The 18,579-nt window shown below is 61.0% G+C and carries 15 protein-coding genes and 2 pseudogenes; 11 read left to right on the top strand and 6 right to left on the bottom strand.

Annotation, left to right across the window (positions count from 1 at the left end):
• Together istA and acnB are read right to left on the bottom strand one after the other, a co-directional pair.
• Positions 1 to 445 (bottom strand): annotated as a pseudogene (gene istA / locus PSOLE_RS06265) (IS21 family transposase); the annotation flags it as partial.
• 168 nt (positions 446 to 613) lie between these two features.
• Positions 614 to 3,214, bottom strand: a complete 2,601-nt coding sequence (gene acnB, locus PSOLE_RS06260) for a bifunctional aconitate hydratase 2/2-methylisocitrate dehydratase (protein ID WP_039964639.1) — start codon at positions 3,212 to 3,214, stop codon at positions 614 to 616.
• Between the two features lie 545 nt (positions 3,215 to 3,759).
• Here acnB and PSOLE_RS06255 point away from each other — a divergent pair.
• On the top strand, positions 3,760 to 4,236 hold the full coding sequence (locus PSOLE_RS06255; RefSeq protein WP_039964638.1) for a DUF1289 domain-containing protein: 477 nt from the start codon (positions 3,760 to 3,762) through the stop codon (positions 4,234 to 4,236).
• Between the two features lie 87 nt (positions 4,237 to 4,323).
• Here PSOLE_RS06255 and PSOLE_RS06250 read toward each other — a convergent pair whose 3' ends face one another.
• Positions 4,324 to 5,187, bottom strand: a complete 864-nt coding sequence (locus tag PSOLE_RS06250) for a universal stress protein (protein ID WP_074857305.1) — start codon at positions 5,185 to 5,187, stop codon at positions 4,324 to 4,326.
• A 157-nt stretch (positions 5,188 to 5,344) separates the two neighbouring features.
• Here PSOLE_RS06250 and miaE point away from each other — a divergent pair, with 157 nt between their 5' ends.
• On the top strand, positions 5,345 to 6,022 hold the full coding sequence (gene miaE / locus PSOLE_RS06245; protein ID WP_074857301.1) for a tRNA-(ms[2]io[6]A)-hydroxylase: 678 nt from the start codon (positions 5,345 to 5,347) through the stop codon (positions 6,020 to 6,022).
• Positions 6,023 to 6,317: 295 nt separating this feature from the next.
• Here miaE and lpxH read toward each other — a convergent pair whose 3' ends face one another.
• A complete protein-coding gene (gene lpxH / locus PSOLE_RS06240; RefSeq protein WP_074857298.1) occupies positions 6,318 to 7,046 on the bottom strand; it encodes a UDP-2,3-diacylglucosamine diphosphatase in 729 nt (242 codons plus the stop codon).
• Positions 7,047 to 7,050: 4 nt separating this feature from the next.
• Entirely contained in the window at positions 7,051 to 7,548 is a 498-nt protein-coding gene (locus PSOLE_RS06235; protein WP_074857296.1) for a peptidylprolyl isomerase, read from the bottom strand.
• A 160-nt stretch (positions 7,549 to 7,708) separates the two neighbouring features.
• Between PSOLE_RS06235 and PSOLE_RS06230 the strand changes: the two genes are divergently transcribed.
• From PSOLE_RS06230 to PSOLE_RS06210, 5 genes and pseudogenes are all read left to right on the top strand, one after another.
• Positions 7,709 to 9,373: a glutamine--tRNA ligase/YqeY domain fusion protein gene (locus PSOLE_RS06230; RefSeq protein WP_074857293.1), complete on the top strand. Its 1,665-nt coding sequence runs from the start codon at positions 7,709 to 7,711 to the stop codon at positions 9,371 to 9,373.
• A complete protein-coding gene (cysS, locus tag PSOLE_RS06225) occupies positions 9,373 to 10,758 on the top strand; it encodes a cysteine--tRNA ligase (protein WP_074857290.1) in 1,386 nt (461 codons plus the stop codon). The genes PSOLE_RS06230 and cysS overlap by 1 nt, the downstream gene beginning before the upstream one ends.
• A 361-nt stretch (positions 10,759 to 11,119) precedes the next feature.
• Positions 11,120 to 12,436, top strand: coding sequence for a branched-chain amino acid transport system II carrier protein (gene brnQ / locus PSOLE_RS06220; protein ID WP_039964637.1), 1,317 nt, complete (start codon positions 11,120 to 11,122; stop codon positions 12,434 to 12,436).
• A 104-nt stretch (positions 12,437 to 12,540) separates the two neighbouring features.
• The gene (locus PSOLE_RS06215; protein WP_003460581.1) at positions 12,541 to 13,275 is read left to right on the top strand and encodes a DUF599 domain-containing protein; all 735 of its coding nucleotides are present in this window, start codon (positions 12,541 to 12,543) and stop codon (positions 13,273 to 13,275) included.
• A pseudogene (locus PSOLE_RS06210) lies at positions 13,272 to 13,667 on the top strand (MAPEG family protein). The gene PSOLE_RS06215 and the pseudogene PSOLE_RS06210 overlap by 4 nt, the downstream one beginning before the upstream one ends.
• A 42-nt stretch (positions 13,668 to 13,709) precedes the next feature.
• Here the strand turns inward: PSOLE_RS06210 and PSOLE_RS06205 are convergent.
• Entirely contained in the window at positions 13,710 to 14,006 is a 297-nt protein-coding gene (locus PSOLE_RS06205; RefSeq protein ID WP_003460576.1) for a hypothetical protein, read from the bottom strand.
• Between the two features lie 173 nt (positions 14,007 to 14,179).
• Here PSOLE_RS06205 and PSOLE_RS06200 point away from each other — a divergent pair, with 173 nt between their 5' ends.
• From PSOLE_RS06200 to htpG, 4 genes are all read left to right on the top strand, one after another.
• Positions 14,180 to 14,659, top strand: a complete 480-nt coding sequence (locus PSOLE_RS06200; RefSeq protein WP_074857287.1) for a PaaI family thioesterase — start codon at positions 14,180 to 14,182, stop codon at positions 14,657 to 14,659.
• The gene (locus PSOLE_RS06195; RefSeq protein ID WP_074857285.1) at positions 14,656 to 15,102 is read left to right on the top strand and encodes a PaaI family thioesterase; all 447 of its coding nucleotides are present in this window, start codon (positions 14,656 to 14,658) and stop codon (positions 15,100 to 15,102) included. Before PSOLE_RS06200 ends, PSOLE_RS06195 begins: the two co-directional genes overlap by 4 nt.
• 69 nt (positions 15,103 to 15,171) lie before the next feature.
• On the top strand, positions 15,172 to 16,419 hold the full coding sequence (locus PSOLE_RS06190) for an MFS transporter (protein WP_074857282.1): 1,248 nt from the start codon (positions 15,172 to 15,174) through the stop codon (positions 16,417 to 16,419).
• 157 nt (positions 16,420 to 16,576) lie between these two features.
• Positions 16,577 to 18,481 carry a molecular chaperone HtpG gene (htpG, locus tag PSOLE_RS06185; protein ID WP_003460566.1) on the top strand — a complete coding sequence of 635 codons (1,905 nt, stop codon included), beginning with the start codon at positions 16,577 to 16,579 and terminating at the stop codon, positions 18,479 to 18,481.
• The last annotated feature ends 98 nt before the right edge of the window (positions 18,482 to 18,579 follow it).

Below are 18,579 nucleotides of genomic sequence, written 5' to 3'. Positions count from 1 at the left end.
GCTCGACCACCTGCACGCCGACTTCGGCCTTGGCCTTGTCGCGCGGTTTGCGTGCCCGCGCCGGCACCACCGCCACGCCATAGTGCTCGGCCAGATCGCGGTAGCTGGGGTTGATGTCCGGCTCGTAACGATGGGCCTTGCTCACCGCGCTGCGCAGGTTGTCCGGCACCACGATCTCCGGCACGCCGCCGAGGAAGGCGAAGCAACGGGTATGCGAGCCCAGCCAGTCCGGCAGCTGCTGCGACCAGCTGGCTTCGGCGAAGGTGTAGCTGGACGCGCCAAGCACCGCGACGAACACCTGCGCCTGGCGGATCTCGCCGCTGTGGCGATCGATAACCGGCACCGTCTGGCCAGCATAGTCGACGAACAGCTTCTCGCCGACGCGGTGCTCCTGACGCATCACCACGTCCAACTTGCCCTGCCAGGCTCGGTAGTGAGGGGCGAAACCAAGACGAAAGATCGCCACGCCAATGATCGTTGCCCGAAGATAAATAGCGCTGCGTACAGAAAACACAAATTTGCCAGTCCGGAGTCAATTCGCACTTTCCCCAAACTGTGCAAAGAACCCATAAAAAAGCCCCGCACTAGGCGGGGCTCCTTTGTAACGCTTGGATCAGGCCTGAACGACCGGGATCTTGGCGTTGGCCGCCGCTTCGCGGAAGTCGGCGATCTGGTCGAAGCTCAGGTAGCGGTAGATGTCGCCAGCCATGCTGTCGATATCCTTGGCGTAGGCCATGTACTCCTCGACGGTCGGCAGTTTGCCGAGAATCGAGGCGACCGCAGCCAGTTCGGCAGAGGCCAGATACACGTTGGCGCCATCGCCCAGACGGTTGGGGAAGTTACGGGTGGAGGTCGATACCACGGTGGAGTTGGCAGCGACGCGCGCTTGGTTACCCATGCACAGTGAGCAGCCCGGCATCTCCATGCGTGCACCGGCCTTGCCGTAGATACCGTAGTAGCCTTCCTCGGTCAGCTGGTGGGCATCCATCTTGGTCGGCGGCGACAGCCACAGGCGCGTCGGGATACCGCCCTTGACCTTGTCAAGCAGCTTGCCGGCAGCACGGAAGTGACCGATGTTGGTCATGCACGAACCGATGAACACTTCGTCGATCTTGTCGCCGGCCACGGTGGACAGCAGGCGGGCGTCGTCCGGGTCGTTCGGGGCGCAGAGGATCGGCTCCTTGACTTCGGACAGATCGATCTCGATGACTTCGGCGTACTCGGCGTCCTTGTCGGCTTCCAGCAGTACCGGGTTGGCCAGCCAGGCTTCCATCGCCTGGGCACGACGCTCCAGGGTACGAGCATCACCATAGCCTTCGCTGATCATCCAGCGCAGCAGGGTGATGTTGGATTTCAGGTACTCGGCGATAGCTTCTTCCGGCAGCTTGATGGTGCAGCCGGCAGCCGAACGCTCGGCGGAGGCGTCGGATAGCTCGAACGCCTGCTCGACGGTCAGGTTGTCCAGGCCTTCGATCTCGAGGATGCGGCCGGAGAAGATGTTCTTCTTGCCTTTCTTCTCGACGGTCAGCAGGCCCTTCTGGATGGCGTAGTAGGGGATGGCATGGACCAGGTCACGCAGGGTGATACCCGGTTGCATCTTGCCTTTGAAGCGCACCAGCACCGACTCCGGCATGTCCAGCGGCATCACGCCGGTGGCGGCGGCGAAGGCGACCAGGCCGGAGCCGGCCGGGAAGCTGATGCCGATCGGGAAGCGGGTGTGCGAGTCGCCACCGGTGCCGACGGTGTCCGGCAGCAGCATGCGGTTCAGCCAGCTGTGGATGATGCCGTCGCCCGGACGCAGGGACACGCCGCCACGGGTGCGGATGAAATCCGGCAGGGTGTGGTGGGTGGTGACGTCGATCGGCTTCGGATAGGCCGCGGTATGGCAGAAGGACTGCATCACCAGGTCAGCCGAGAAGCCCAGGCACGCCAGGTCTTTCAGCTCGTCACGGGTCATCGGGCCGGTGGTGTCCTGAGAGCCGACGGTGGTCATCTTCGGTTCGCAGTAGGTGCCCGGACGGACGCCTTCGACGCCGCAGGCCTTGCCGACCATCTTTTGCGCCAGGGTGAAACCCTTGGTGCTGGCAGCAGGCTGATCCGGCTTCTTGAACAGCTCGGAAGCACCCAGGCCCAGTTCGGCACGCGCCTTCTCGGTCAGGCCGCGGCCGATGATCAGCGGGATACGGCCACCAGCGCGGACTTCGTCGAGCAGTACCGGGGTCTTCAGTTCGAAGGTGGTGATGACGTCGTCGGTGCCGTGCTTGCAAACTTTGCCGGCAAACGGATAGACGTCGATCACGTCGCCCATGTTGATGTTCGACACATCGAACTCGATCGGCAGGGCGCCGGCGTCTTCCATGGTGTTGTAGAAGATCGGGGCGATTTTGGTGCCGAAGCAGAAGCCGCCTGCGCGCTTGTTCGGAACGTACGGAATGTCGTCACCAAAGAACCACAGCACCGAGTTGGTGGCGGATTTGCGCGAGGAGCCAGTACCGACCACGTCGCCGACGTAGGCAACCGGGAAGCCCTTGGCCTTGATTTCTTCGATTTGCTTCAGTGGGCCGATGGAGCCCGGCTGATCGGGGGTGATACCATCACGGGGCATCTTCAGCATGGCCAATGCGTGCAGCGGGATGTCGGGGCGCGACCAAGCGTCAGGAGCCGGGGAGAGGTCGTCGGTGTTGGTCTCGCCGGGCACCTTGAACACGGCCAGGCTGTATTTCTCGGCGATGGCCGGCTTGTTGGTGAACCACTCGCCGTCAGCCCAGGACTGCAGTACGGCCTTGGCGTTGACGTTGCCTGACTTAGCCTTCTCGGCTACGTCATGGAAGGCGTCGAACATCAGCAGAGTGTGCTTGAGCTGCTCGGCTGCAACTGCGCCCAGCTCGGCATCGTCCAGCAGTTCCACCAGAGTGGCAATGTTATAGCCGCCCTGCATGGTGCCGAGCAGTTCGACAGCACGCTGTTTGCTGATCAGCGGAGAGGTGGCTTCGCCTTTGGCGACGGCGGAGAGGAAACCGGCCTTGACGTAGGCCGCTTCGTCCACACCTGGCGGTACGCGGTTGGTGATCAGGTCTACGAGGAATTCTTCTTCGCCAGCCGGCGGGTTTTTCAGCAGCTCGACCAGGCCTGCGGTTTGTTCGGCGTTCAGCGGCTGGGGCACGATACCCTGAGCGGCACGCTCTGCTACGTGTTTGCGATAGGCTTCAAGCACAGTTATTACCCTCATCAGTGGTCCCAAAGGGTTGTCCGGGACGCGATCCAGATACTCATGACCAGGCGCTTTTCGACTTTATGAGCCGATCAGCCGAGGTTGCATGAGTCTCTTGTAGAAGCTGCTTTCAAAGTTTTACGCCGGCAGGACGGTTTCTGATGAGGGCTGACGCAGACGCTCGGGGGGACTCCAAGTGGCTGCGTCGCCATCGTACCTGCAGGATCGACTGTGCTCGTGACGCTTTGAAAACAGCTTCCAACGGACATTGGCGCCGTAAAAGGCGGGCCGATTCTAATGGAAAGCGCGGATAAAGTTAAGCCGATGTCCCCGTATCGGCAGGCTGCTGAAAATGTGGGCGAGGCAGGCAATACAAGGCAGAACATGGCCGAAAAGCGCAGTTTAGCTGTTCTAAATGAGCATTTAGAGGCCGTTTTAACGCAGTAGTGCCAACGCAGGTAGTTTTCGGTGGCCTGTCGGCAGGGGTGATCTGAATTAGACAAAGGGCTAAGATGCCAGGTCATTCTGCTGTCTATTCTGCTTTTGCCATGTCCAATCAGCGCATCAAGACGCCTTGTGTGGGGCTGTGTTCGACCGTTTACGGCGATGTCGTGTGCCGCGGTTGCAAGCGCTTCCACCATGAGGTGATCAACTGGAACAGCTACAACGATGACGAGAAGCGTGCGGTGTGGACGCGACTGGAATTGTTGCTGGTGCAGGTGATGACGGCCAAGGTGGAGGTGTTCGATGAGCTGCGTCTGCGTAGCCAGCTGGAACAGCGTCAGATTCGCTTCGTGCCGCAGCAGTCGCCTTATTGCTGGGCCTATCAGCTGATTGCGCGGGGCGCTCGGGTGATCAATCAGCTGGAGGCGTACGGCATGGTTGTACTGCCTGAATTCCGCAATTGGGCCTTGCCGGAATTGCGTGACGCCATTGACCGCGAATTCTTCCTGCTCTCGGAGGCGCATTACGAGCGCTATATTGCGCCGAAGTTTTTGCGCGAAGGGCTGGAACTGCGGGTTTAGCGTTTGTAGGAGCCAGCTTGCTGGCGATCTTTAGCACCACAGATCGCCAGCAAGCTGGCTCCTACAGATGAACATGCGTCCTTGTCGTCAGCGTTGGGCAACGAGCTCTTCGAGGTGGGCGATGATTTCGTCCGGCTTGAGCACCAGTACGTCACATTCCAGGGCGTCGAGTATGATTTCGGCTGTATTGCCGATCAGCGCACCGGAGAGTCCGGTGCGGGCCACGGTGCCAATCACCGTGACAGCGGCGTTGAGCTGGCTGGCGACCTGCGGAATCACTACGTCGGCAGGGCCTTCGAGCACATGCAGGCGCTCGTCACTGATGTCGTATTCGCTCTGGAAGCTGCGGCATTGCTCGCGGTAGCGCGCTTCGATGGTTTCCTTGAGCTGAAAGGTCGGGTCGGCGGCCGACAGCATTGGCGTCGGATGCGCAGTGACCACGTGCAACGTACCTTTGGCCAGGCCGGCGATATCGTAGCCGTGGCTGACGATGCCGGCATGCAGGGTGCGGTGCTCGCCATCGGCGTTGCCGACGTCCACTGCGGCGAGGATGTTGCCGCCGGTCCAGGGGCGTTCGGTCTTGACCATCAGCACCGGCGCCGGGCAGTAGCGCAGCAACTTCCAGTCTTCCGGGGTGAGAATGGCTTTTTTCAGCGGGTTGTCGGGGACATGCTGCTTGATGACCAGGCCACAGCCCTCGGCTTGCTGTGCAGCGATTACGGTCTGATGCGGGTTGTCATGCCAGGACTGCTGCGACGAAACGCTGAAGCCTTCCTTGCCCAGTTCGCTGCTGAGGTCATTGAGCCAGGCGCTGTGGTCGCCTTTCTTGTCGCAGACTAGCAGGTGCAGGTGTGATTGGGTTACCCCGGCTATCAGTTTGGCCCGTTTCAGTGCGAGGGCTTCTGGGTGTTGGGGATCCATCACCACCAGAATGCTACGGATCGCTTGCATGGTCGTCTCCCTGAGAATGAATAGTGCTTGTTCAACTATAGGTGCGTTGTTGCCAGCGGCTTGTTGACCTGCATCAACGGCGTGCTGGTCGTCCGGCCTGCCACTCGTATAATGGCCCGCCATTTTCAACCTCGCCAGCACCTAGAGCGCTTCAAATATGATGTTAAATGCCGGGCAAATTCCGAGTAGCGGTGAAGAACCTGTGTCGATTCTGCAGGAAATTCTCGGGTTTCTTGGTGGCGTCGCCACGCCTGATGCCTGGCTGGACGAGGCCTTGCGCCAGCAGGAAATCCTCCTGCTTGACCACCGCAATCTGGAATACAAGGCGGCACAGACGGCCCTGAGCCTGATGGGGCGCTATCTGACCAAGACCGAATTGACCGCGAGAATGTCGCGTTTGGCTCGTGAGGAGCTGGTGCACTTCGAGCAGGTGAGCAAGATCATCCGCGGGCGTGGCATCGAGGTTCGTCATGTTTCCGCCTCGCGTTACGCGGCTGGCCTGCGCGCGTTGCTGCGCGGTGGCGAAGTGGAGCGGCTGGTCGATGTGCTGGTGGTGGGTGCCTTCATCGAGGCGCGCTCCTGCGAACGCTTTGCTGCCCTGGTACCGCGTCTGGATGCCGAACTGGCAAAGTTCTACGCCGGGTTGCTGGAGAGCGAAGGGCGCCACTATCGGGGCTATCTCAAGCTCGCTTACCTGTATGGCGACGCGGCCGATGTCGATGCGCGTATCGAGGTGGTGCGCGCGGTGGAGCAGGAGCTGATCACCACGCCGGATGAGCAATTCCGTTTCCATAGTGGCGTGCCCTTAGAAAGCAGCCGCGAAGCGGCCATCTGATGACCCTCTCCCATTTATGGGAGAGGGTGCCCGAAGGGCGGGAGAGGGTGTTTCAGCCAATGCCGTTTGCGGGGAGACGACTGCAGGGATGCCGGAGGTAGGGCGACGCAGGACGCCAAAGCCGAGGGTGCCCGAAGGGCGGGAGAGGGTGCTTCAGCCTACGCCGCCGCCCTCTCCCCCAGCCCCTCTCCCGCAAGCGGGAGAGGGGAGCAAAGCCCTACAGTGTCGTAGCTCGGATAAATCCGGGGATTTATCGAAAGATCGCCCCGGATTTCATCCGTATATGGGGCTGCGCTCAGGCTGGCGTCAGTTCGAACGGCGCCTGGTTGAAGCCCGTTTCGTCGACCTGCAATGCCCAGCCCTGGTGATCCCAGTCCCCCAGCACGATGCGCCGTGCCGGTTGGCCGTTGACTTCCAGATTATGCACCGCCGGCCTGTGGGTGTGGCCATGGATCAGCGTGCGTACGCCATGTGCGGCCATCACCTTGGCCACTTCTTGCGGGGTGACGTCGACAATCTCGCTGGCTTTCATCCGCGTCTGTGCGCGGCTTTCGTTGCGTAGCTTGCGCGCCAGCTTCTGTCGCGTGCTCAGTGGCAGGTTGCGCAGGATCAGCAGCGACAGCGGGTTGCGCAGCCAGCGGCGCAGCTTCATGTAGCCGACATCAAGGGTGCACAGGCTGTCGCCGTGCATCAGCAGCACGGGTTCGCCATTCATCTGTACCTTGTGCGGATCGCTCAGCAAAATGCAGCCCGCCTCGCGGCAGAAACGCTTGCCGATGAGAAAGTCGCGATTGCCGTGCATCAGGTAGATGCGCGTGCCGGCTTCGCTCAGTTCGCGCAGGGCGCCAGCGATCTCGTGCTGGAAGGGCGTCATGCCGTCGTCGCCGATCCAGACTTCGAAGAAGTCACCGAGGATGTACAGCGCCTCGGCTTGGCGCGCGCGCGTGGCGAGAAAAAGCAGAAACGCCCGGGTGATATCCGGGCGTTTCTCTTCGAGGTGCAGATCGGAGATCAGCAGGATCATCGACTTACTCGGCTACGACTTCAGCCTTCTCGATGATCACGTCGTCCACCGGTACGTCCTGGTGGCCGGATTTCATGGTGGTGGCGACGCCCTTGATCTTCTCGACCACGTCCATGCCTTCGACCACTTCACCGAATACGGCGTAGCCCCAGCCCTGAACGGTCGGCGCGCTGTGGTTGAGGAAGGCGTTGTCGGCGACGTTGATGAAGAACTGCGCGCTGGCCGAATGCGGCTCCATGGTGCGGGCCATGGCGATGGTGCCGACCTTGTTGGCGACGCCGTTGTTGGCTTCGTTCTTGATCGGTGCGCGGGTCGGCTTCTGCTTCATGCCCGGCTCGAAACCGCCGCCCTGGATCATGAAATTGCCGATCACGCGGTGGAAAATGGTGCCGTCGTAATGGCCTTCCTTCACGTATTGCTCGAAGTTGGCCACGGTTTCCGGGGCCTTGTCGGCGAACAGCTTCAGGGTGATGACGCCGAAGTTGGTGTGCAGTTTGATCATGGTCGTATCCGTGATGAGGCAGGTTCGAGTCTGTGGCCCTGAGGTAAACAGCGGTTGTCAGGGTGGTGTGCACCCTGTCAGGGGCTTGACAGGTTGGTTATGATACGGACTTTGCCCGAAGCGGCCTACCCTGTGCCGCGCCAGTATTGTTAAGGACACCATGAGCAAGCCTACCGTCGAAAAAGCTGCCAACTTCCTGCGCCCCATCGTCCAGGCCGATCTGGACAGCGGCAAATACGCCAAGATTGTGACCCGCTTTCCGCCGGAGCCCAACGGCTACCTGCACATTGGCCACGCCAAGAGCATCTGCCTGAACTTCGGCTTGGCCGAAGAGTTCGGTGGCCAGTGCAACCTGCGTTTCGACGACACCAACCCGGCCAAGGAAGACCAGGAATACATCGACGCGATCAAGGCCGACGTCGAGTGGCTGGGCTTCAAGTGGGCCGGTGAGGAGCGCTACGCCTCCAACTATTTCGACCAGTTGCACGCCTGGGCCATCGAGCTGATCAAGGCCGGCAAGGCCTTCGTCTGCGACCTCAATGCCGAAGAGATGCGTGAATACCGCGGCAGTCTGAACGAGCCGGGCAAGAACAGCCCGTTCCGCGAGCGCTCTGTCGAGGTAAACCTCGACCTGTTCGCCCGCATGAAGGCCGGTGAGTTCCCCGATGGTGCCCGTTCGCTGCGCGCCAAGATTGATATGGCCTCGCCGAACATCAACCTGCGCGACCCGATCCTCTATCGCATTCGCCATGCCCATCACCATCAGACCGGTGACAAGTGGTGCATTTACCCGAGCTACGACTTTACCCACGGTCAGTCGGACGCCATCGAGGGCATCACCCACTCCATCTGCACCCTGGAGTTCGAAGATCACCGCCCGCTGTACGAATGGTTCCTGGCCAACCTGCCGGTGCCGGCGCATCCGCGTCAGTACGAATTCGCCCGCCTGAACCTGAACTACACCATTACCAGCAAGCGCAAGCTCAAGCAGTTGGTCGATGAAGGCCACGTCAAGGGTTGGGATGACCCGCGCATGTCGACCCTGTCCGGCTACCGTCGTCGTGGCTACACGCCAGCCTCAATCCGCGCCTTCTGCGACATGATCGGCGTCAACCGCGCTGGTGGTCTGGTGGATATCGGCATGCTCGAGTTCGCCATCCGTGACGACCTGGATGCCAACGCCGCGCGCGCCATGTGCGTGCTCAAGCCGTTGAAAGTGGTGATCACCAACTACCCGGAAGGGAAGGTCGAGAACCTCGAACTGCCGCGTCATCCCAAGCAGGACATGGGTGTACGCGTGCTGCCGTTCTCCCGCGAGATTTACATCGACGCCAGCGACTTCGAGGAAACTCCGCCGGACGGCTTCAAGCGCCTGATCCCTGGCGGCGAAGTGCGCCTGCGTGGCAGCTACGTGATCCGCGCCGACGAAGCCATCAAGGACGCCGCCGGCAATATCGTCGAACTGCGTTGCAGCTATGACGAGAACACCCTGGGCAAGAACCCGGAAGGTCGCAAGGTCAAGGGCGTGATCCACTGGGTGCCAGCGGCCGAGAGCGTCGAATGCGAAGTACGTCTGTACGACCGCCTGTTCCGCTCGGCCAATCCGGAGAAGAGCGAAGAGGGCGGCAGCTTCCTCGACAACATCAATCCCGAGTCGCTGGTGGTGCTCACCGGCTGCCGTGCAGAGCCGTCCCTGGCCCAGGCCAGCGCTGACGACCGCTTCCAGTTCGAGCGTGAAGGCTACTTCTGCCTGGACAAGGATTCGACCGCTGACGCGCTGGTGTTCAACCGTACCGTCACGCTGCGCGATTCGTGGGGTCAGTAATGGCACTGTCGATCTACAACACGCTGAGCAAGGCCAAGGAACCGTTCAAGCCGCTGGAAGGTAATAGCGTGCGCATGTACGTGTGCGGCATGACCGTCTATGACTTCTGCCATATCGGTCACGCCCGGGTGATGGTTGCCTTCGACGTCGTCACCCGCTGGCTGCGCCAGCGCGGCTATGACGTGACCTATGTGCGTAACATCACCGACATCGACGACAAGATCATCCGCCGGGCCAACGAGAACGGCGAGCCGTTCGAGGCGTTGGTCGAGCGCATGATCGCGGCGATGCACGAGGACGAGGCGCGCCTTTCCGTGCTGCGCCCTGACATCGAGCCGCGTGCCACCGGCCATATCGCCGGCATGCACCAGATGATCCAGACCCTGATCGACAAGGGCTATGCCTACGCGCCGGGCAATGGCGACGTGTATTACCGCGTCGGCAAGTTCGTTGGCTATGGCAAGCTGTCGCGCAAGAAGATCGAAGACCTGAAGATCGGTGCGCGCATCGAGGTCGACGAGGCCAAGGAAGACCCGCTGGACTTCGTCCTGTGGAAGGGCGTCAAACCGGGCGAACCGAGCTGGCAGTCGCCTTGGGGCGCAGGGCGCCCGGGCTGGCATATCGAGTGCTCGGTGATGTCCACCTGCTGCCTGGGCGAGACCTTCGACATTCACGGCGGCGGCCCGGATCTGGTGTTCCCCCACCACGAGAACGAGATCGCGCAGAGCGAGGCGGCCACCGGCAAGCAGTACGCCAATGCCTGGATGCACGCCGGCGCCGTGCGCGTGGATGGCGAGAAGATGTCCAAGAGCCTGGGCAACTTCTTCACCATTCGCGAGGTGCTGGAGAAGTACCACCCGGAGGTGGTGCGCTACCTGCTGGTGTCCAGTCACTACCGTAGCCCGATCAACTACTCGGAAGAGAGCCTCAAGGAAGCCAAGGGCGCCCTGGAGCGTTTCTACAACGGCCTCAAAGGCTTGCCGGAAGCCGCGCCTGCCGGTGGAGAGGCGTTCGTCGAGCGCTTCGGCGCGGCGATGGACGACGATTTCAACTCGCCGGAAGCCTGCGCCGTGTTGTTCGAGATGATCCGTGAGGTCAACCGCCTGCGTGAGTCCGACGTGCAGGCTGCTGCCGGCTTGGCTGCCCAGCTCAAGCAACTGGCCAGCGTGCTTGGCGTGCTGCAACTGGAGCCAGAGGCCTTCCTCCAGGCCGGCGCTGCCGGCAAGGTCGATGCAGCAGAGGTCGACGCACTGATCGCTGCACGCCTGCAAGCGCGTGCGGAGAAGAACTGGGCGGAAAGCGACCGCATCCGCGATCAGCTCACCGCCATGGGCGTGGTGCTGGAAGACGGCAAGGGCGGTACCACCTGGCGCCTGGCCGAGTAAGCCCCGCGCTCAACGACAAAGGCCGCTTTCGCGGCCTTTGTCGTTTTTCGGTCTCTTGCGCTGTGAGCGAGTTGCCGAGTCCCATAAGGAGCGATCCAGGTAAGGGGCGAAAGTGTGGTGGTCAGATTTCCCATAACTTTTGCCGATGCGACAGTCAGTTACGCCAGTTCGACAGCTCGTCCGCCAACTGTGCTGCTGGCGGACACTTTTCGTTAGTATGTGCGCCTTGTCGTGTCCGTGGCGCCACAAGTGCCTGGCGATGCCTGCAGTGGTTCGAGCCAAACGCTCGGGCGACGTTTCCCCCGATCCCTCAAGGAAACCCCCGCAACTCTTCGATATCCTGCTTGTGGTATTTCCCTTTATGACTCGTTTGAAAGGCTCGGACCTCCTGGCCCTCGGTTTCATGACCTTTGCGTTGTTTCTCGGCGCAGGCAATATCATCTTCCCGCCCAGTGCTGGTCTTGCCGCCGGGGGAAATCTGTTTCCCGCAGCACTCGGTTTCCTGCTGACCGGCGTCGGCTTGCCGCTTTTGACTGTGGTGGCCCTGGCCCGAGTGGGCGGCGGTATGGATCGACTCACCGCTCCCCTGGGTAAGGTGGCGGGTGCAATCCTCGCGGTAGCGGTTTATCTGGCCATCGGTCCGCTGTTCGCCACGCCGCGTACCGCCGTGGTGTCCTTCGAGATGGGCATTGCGCCATTCACCGGTAACGAAGGGGCGCCTCTGCTGATCTATACCCTGGTGTATTTCGCAGCCGTGCTGTTCCTCTCGCTCAATCCCGGCCAACTGGTCGACCGTATCGGTAAATTCATCACGCCGGTACTGCTGGCAGCGCTGCTGGTGCTGGGCGGTGCTGCGCTGTTCGCGCCGGCAGGCGAGATTGGCGTGGTAGCCGAGAGCTACCGCGAAGCGCCGCTGGTGCAGGGCTTCCTGCAGGGCTACCTGACCATGGATACACTGGGCGCGCTGGTGTTTGGCATCGTGATCGCCAGCGCCATTCGCGACCGTGGTGTCAGTGATGCAGGCCTGGTGACCCGTTATTCGATAATTGCCGGCGTTATCGCGGCCATCGGTCTGTCGCTGGTGTATCTGGCGCTGTTCTATCTCGGTGCTACCAGCCAGGGCATCGCCGGTGATGCTCAAAATGGCGTGCAGGTGTTGACCGCCTACGTGCAACATACCTTCGGCACCCCTGGTAGCCTGCTGCTGGCGGTGGTCATCACCCTGGCCTGTCTGACCACCGCTGTTGGCCTGTTGACTGCCTGTGGCGAGTTCTTCAGCAAGCTGCTGCCGGTTTCCTATCGTACGGTAGTAATCGTTTTCGGCCTGTTCAGCCTGGTGGTGGCCAATCAGGGCCTGACCCAACTGATCAGTTTCTCGATTCCGGTTCTGGTGGGGCTGTATCCGCTGGCAATCGTGCTGGTTGCATTGAGCCTGGCCGATCGCCTGTGGGTTTCCCAGGCGCTGGTTTTCGTGCCGGTGATGGCCGTTACGCTGGTCTTCGGTGTTGCCGACGGTGTTGCCGCGACCCCATGGGCCGACAAGGTCCCCGCCTGGTTCGGGCAACTGCCTCTGGCCGGTCAGAGCCTGGGCTGGCTGCTGCCGGTGGCGGTGACGCTGGTTCTGGTGGTGGCGCTCGACCGCCTTCTGGGCCTGCGTCAGAGCGCTACCACTGCGTAATAGACCCTCGAAACAAAACAAGGCTGCCCACGAGGCGGCCTTTTTGTCGAACAAGAAAACAGACAGCCTGGCTATAATCTGCAGCAGTCTTACAAGGAGTTGGCATGCTCAACAGCTATCCGTACCTGCCTCATTTTCTGGCCGCACTGTGGTTCGTTCTGTGCTGGGGCGGCTACACCCGCTATGCCTTCTCGAAGGCGCGAACCACACCCTGTCTGGCCAGCGTCCTGCACCTGTACCGTGAAGACTGGATGCGCCGCATGCTGATGCGTGACAATCGCATTGCCGACGCCAACGTGATCGGTAACCTCGAGCGCAACGCCTCGTTCTTCGCCTCCAGCACGCTGATTATCCTGGCCGGCATCCTCACCGTGCTGGGTGCCTCCGACCGCGCCCTGTCGCTGCTGGCCGACATTCCTTTCGTGCAACAGGCCAGTCGTGGCCTGTCCGAGATCAAGTTGCTGTGCCTGTGCATCATCTTCGTCTATGCCTTCTTCACCTTCAGCTGGTGCATGCGCCAGTACAACTTCGCCGCGGTGCTGGTGGGGTCGGCGCCGATGGTGGGTGAACGGCATGTCACCGAGCAGGAGCGCAAGGCTTTCGCCGAGCGCACAGCTCGGGTGATCTCGATGGCAGCCAACCAGTTCAACTTCGGTTTGCGCGCCTACTATTTCGGTATGGCAACCCTGGCGTGGTTCATCAATCCCTGGTTCTTCATGCTGGTGACTGCCGGCGTGGTCGTGGTGCTGTATCGCCGCGAGTTCCATTCGGATGTGCTGGAAGTGATGGTGTATACCCCAACGCCGGCCGTCGAGGTGGCCAAGGAGAAGAGTGAGTGAGCCTGCCGTTCTGGTGTGTATTCATCAGCGCCTTGTTGATCTTCATCGCCAAGGCCCCGGTGGCCAGGGCCATGGCCGAGGAGGGCCCCGGGGCGGTGGTCGTTATGACAACCATCACCCGCGTGCCCAGCAGGCGCGTCTGACGGGTTTCGGCGCGCGTGCCCTGGCGGCGCATTTGAATAGTATCGAGGCCTTCCCACTGTTCGCGGCAGGTGTCGCACACCACGCAGACATACGGCTTTCTGATCGACATTCTCGCCGTCACCTTCGTCGTCAGTCGGGTGCTGTATCTGCTGTTCTATTGGTGGGATCTGCACTGGCAGCGCAGTCTGGTATGGGTGGTGGGCCTGGCCTGTAGCCTGCTGCTGATGATCAGCCCTGCGCTGAAATGAAAGAAGGCCCGCATTGCGGGCCTTCCTGATTCTCAGCGGAGGTTACTGGCCGTCCACAGCGTCTTTGGCTTCGTCGCCGGCATCCTCGATGGCATCGGCCGCATCGCTGGCCGCATCCTCAATTTTCTCGCCAGTGGTAGGTTCATTACCCAAGGCTTCGTTGGTCTTCTGTTCGATGGCATCGCCGGTGTCTTTGGCGGCATCGCCCAGGTTCTCCATCGCTTCGGAGACTGACTCCTTGGCCGACTCCATCTTGTCTTCCGGGGTTTTCTCGCAGGCGGCGAGACCCAGGGCAGTGGCAAGCAGCAGGGCATAAGTCAGAGGTTTGTTCACGGTCATCACTCCATGTGTGAGAGTTATAAGTGGCTGGGCTTACCCCAGAGCACACAGTCACTTTGAATGTCGGCGCTGCCAATAAGTTCCCTTGGCCTTGAAGGCTGGCCCGGACGGGTGTCAGTCCGGGAGCAAGGCGCTATCATGCGCAGCCTTTTTTGCGGCAGAGCAGCAGTGTGATGAGTGAGCAGTCGATCGAGGAGCGGGCGCAGCGGTTTCTGGCCGTGCTACGTCATTGTCAGGTGCTGGGCATGAGTGTTGAGTCGGCCGATAGCAAAGGACTGACGCTGCGCTTGCCTTACGCACCGCATATTGTCGGCAGCCCGGACACCGGTGTGATCCACGGTGGCGCCATTACCACGCTGATGGACACCACCTGCGGTATCTCCACGGTCTGCGTGCTGCCGGAGTTCGAAATATGCCCGACCCTGGATTTGCGCATCGATTACATGCACCCGGCCTTGCCCGGCAAGGACGTCTTTGGTTTCGCCGAGTGTTATCGGGTCACGCCCAACATTATCTTCACTCGCGGCTATGCCTATCAGGACGACCCCGAGCAGCCAATTGCCCACGTGGTCGGAGCCTTCATGCGCATGGGCAAGGCCGTGCAGGGCGGCGCTGAGCTGAAACGCAATATCCGGCAAGGCGGTGGCGCATGAGCGAGTTGAGTCTGGAGCAACTGGTAGCGCGTGCGCACCAGCAGAACGATTATGACCCGCTGATCAGTCTGATCCCCTACGCCAAGCTACTGGGCATCGAATGCCTGCGTCTGGGCGACGACATGGTCTTTCGTCTGCCAGCCAACCACGACTGCATCGGTAACCCGGTATTACCGGCGCTGCATGGCGGCGTAATCGCCGGATTTATGGAGCATGCAGCCATGCTCCATCTATTGATGTTCATGGGCATTCCACATTTGCCCAAAATCATCGACTTCTCGATAGATTACCTGCGCGCCGGCCATTATCGTGACACCTATGCGCAGTGCCAGGTCTGGCGGCAGGGGCGTCGGGTGGCCAACGTGGCGATCACCGCCTGGCAGACCAGGCAGACCGAACCGATTGCCACCGCCCGTACCCACTTCAAGGTCGATGAGCCCTGAGTCGTTGAGACTTGCCCGGCAATTGGAGCGGATCGGCAGCGCAGCGAAATCATAACAAGGACCCTGTAGATGGATGCGTTGCTGATAATTGGTGGCCTGGTAATGATGCTGGCCGGTCTGGTATGGCTGGTCATGCGGGCGTTCGCCACCAGCCTGTTGTGGGGCTGGGGCAGTCTGATCCCACCGATCACCCTGATCTACATCGTGCGCCACTGGCGACGAGCGCGTAGCGCGGTCACGCTCATCGGGCTTGGCGTCATCCCGCTGGTGGTGGGCTTGACCTTGCTGGCGAGCAAGGATGCCGAACGTCTGGCGGCGATCGTCCGTCTGGACTGGCTAAAGCCCGAAGTGCAGGCGCCGGCCGAGCTTGCCATCGAGCTGGACGGTGAGCTCAACGGCCAGCCATTTCACCCGCAGCAGGGTGAGCTGATCGATGGCGTGTTGGTGCTGCGCGAAGGCCTGGATTTCTTCGCCCTGCGCGAACTGAGTATCCGCCTGCCGCAGCCAGTCGAGGGTTCTGTACGTATCGACGTGCTGCCCCAGGACAGCGGTAACCTGCCAGAGGTCGAGCTGAGCTGGCTGTTGCCGGAGCAGGATCTGCCCGAGGCGCGTCGCCTGAGTCGTGGCTACACCCTGCATCTGGACCTGCAACCGCAGGAACCGAATCGGCTGGTCGGTGATTTCCATCTGGTCATGCCGCCACGCTTCAAGACCAGCCTGAGTGGTCGGGTCGAGCTGTACCGTGATCGCCTGCGCTATGTGGATGGCAAGGTCGATACCCGGTACGACTCCAATGACACCATCGCCCATCTCCTGCAGGACTATCTGCAACGACGTTTCGCTACGCGCGACGTGCGCGAGTTGAAACTGCCGGTGTTCACCTTCGAGGGCGATACCCTGGAATTGCAGGTTGACGCGCAGATCGACGGGCGTAACGAGCGCTTGCCAATTCGTTTGCACAAGCGCTCTGAGCAAGGCTGGATGGTGGAGGGCGATCGCTTCCCGGCATTGCCCTCCGTTGCGGCCAAGCAACCGGCACAACAAATTGAAGCGACTGCCGTCGAGGAGCGCCTGAGTCGTCCGGTCGACCGTCGTCAGCGTTTCAGCCTGGCGCATTTGCAGCGCAACCCGGAACAGTACCGCAACCTCAGCATGCGCCTGAGCCGCGCCAGTGGCGGCACGGTGGAGGGACGTTTTGCCGGGCTCGACGCCGACGGCAGCATTCGCCTCATTCAGCAAATGGGCAGTGGCGGTGGCCAGGCCAGCTTCAGTTTCAAACCGGAAGAAATCGGTCGCCTGGAACTGCTGGAGCCGTAGGGCGGGTGCAACCCGCCATATTCGGCTTGCGGATGGTTTTTACCTGCCCGAGACGATGATGCGCCTGCTCCAAGCCCTTGAAGTTCATCCAGCAGGCCCCATCTGTAGGTCATCGCCGCGATAGCGGTTCCTGTCCTACAGATGGAGTTAGCAGACCATGAGTGTGGAAACTCAAAAAGAAACCCTGGGCTTCCAGACCGAGGTGAAGCAACTGCTTCACCTGATGATCCATTCCCTGTACTCGAACAAGGAAATCTTCCTGCGCGAGTTGATCTCCAACGCGTCAGACGCCGCTGACAAGCTGCGTTTCGAAGCGCTGGCCAAGCCGGAGCTGCTCGAAGGTGGCGCCGAACTGAAGATCCGCCTGTCGTTCGACAAGGATGCCAAGACCGTCACCCTCGAAGATAACGGCATCGGTATGAGCCGCGAGGAAGTCATCGCGCACCTGGGCACCATCGCCAAGTCCGGCACTGCCGACTTCCTGAAAAATCTCTCCGGTGACCAGAAGAAGGATTCGCACCTGATCGGCCAGTTCGGTGTGGGCTTCTATTCTGCCTTCATCGTCGCCGACGAGGTCGAGGTGTTCAGCCGCCGTGCCGGTAGCCCGGCCAGCGAAGGCGTGCATTGGTCATCCAAAGGTGAAGGCGAGTTCGAAGTCGCCACCGTCGAGAAAGCCGAGCGTGGTACCCGCATCGTTCTGCATCTGAAGAGCGGTGAAGAGGAGTTCGCCGATGGCTGGCGCCTGCGCAATATCGTCAAGAAGTACTCCGACCATATCGCCCTGCCCATCGAAATGCCGAAAGAGCACTATGGCGAAGAAAAGGACAAGCCTGCCGAAGTCGAGTGGGAAACCGTCAACCGCGCCAGCGCCCTGTGGACCCGCCCGCGTACCGAAATCAAGGACGAGGAATATCAGGAGTTCTACAAGCACGTTGGCCATGACTTCGAGAACCCGCTGACCTGGAGCCACAACAAGGTCGAAGGCAAGCTGGAGTACACCTCGCTGCTCTACGTGCCGGGCCGTGCACCGTTCGACCTGTATCACCGCGAAGCACCCAAGGGCCTCAAGCTCTACGTGCAGCGCGTGTTCATCATGGATCAGGCCGATCAATTCCTGCCGCTGTACCTGCGTTTCATCAAGGGAGTGGTCGATTCCAATGACCTGTCGCTAAACGTTTCCCGCGAAATCCTGCAGTCCGGCCCGATCATCGATTCGATGAAGTCGGCGCTGACCAAGCGCGTACTGGACATGCTGGAGAATCTGGCCAAGGACAAGCCGGACGACTACAAGGTGTTCTGGAAGGCCTTCGGTCAAGTGCTCAAGGAGGGCCCGGCGGAAGACTTCGCCAACAAGGAGAAGATCGCCGGTTTGCTGCGTTTCGCCTCCACCGCTGGCGAGGGCGACGAGCAGTCGGTTTCGCTGGCTGACTACCTGGGCCGGGTCAAGGACGGTCAGGACAAGATCTACTACCTCACCGGCGAATCCTACGCGCAGATCAAGAACAGCCCGCACCTGGAAGTCTTCCGCAAGAAGGGCATCGAAGTGCTGCTGCTCACCGACCGCATCGACGAGTGGCTAATGAGCTACCTGACCGAGTTCGACGGCAAGCAATTCGTCGACGTGGCCCGTGGTGACCTGGATCTGGGCAAGCTGGACTCGGCAGAGGACAAGAAGGCCCAGGAGGAAGTGGCTAAGGCCAAGGAAGGACTGATCGAGCGTCTCAAGGGCGCGCTGGGCGAACAGGTCAAGGAGGTGCGTGTGTCGCATCGTCTGACCGACTCGCCGGCGATCCTCGCCATTGGCGAACAGGATCTGGGCCTGCAGATGCGTCAGATTCTCGAGGCCAGCGGGCAGAAGGTGCCTGAGTCCAAGCCGATTTTCGAGTTCAACCCGGCGCACCCGCTGATCGAGCGCCTGGATGCCGAGCCGGACGAGGATCGCTTCACCGATCTCTCGCACATCCTCTTCGACCAGGCCGCTTTGGCCGCAGGCGACAGCCTGAAGGATCCGGCCGCTTACGTGCAGCGCTTGAACAAGCTGCTGGTGGAGCTCTCCGCCTGATCTATCTGGCAATAGGACAAGCCCGCTTCGGCGGGCTTTTCTATGGGTGTGATTGATCGGGTTTAATTGACAAGTGTGACCCCGTCGTTTCAGATGCT

It is taken from the genome of Pseudomonas oleovorans subsp. oleovorans, from assembly GCF_002197815.1.
Lineage (GTDB): Bacteria > Pseudomonadota > Gammaproteobacteria > Pseudomonadales > Pseudomonadaceae > Aquipseudomonas > Aquipseudomonas oleovorans.
Note: the sequence above shows the minus strand (reverse complement) of the source record. Positions and strands in the feature narration are given on the sequence as shown.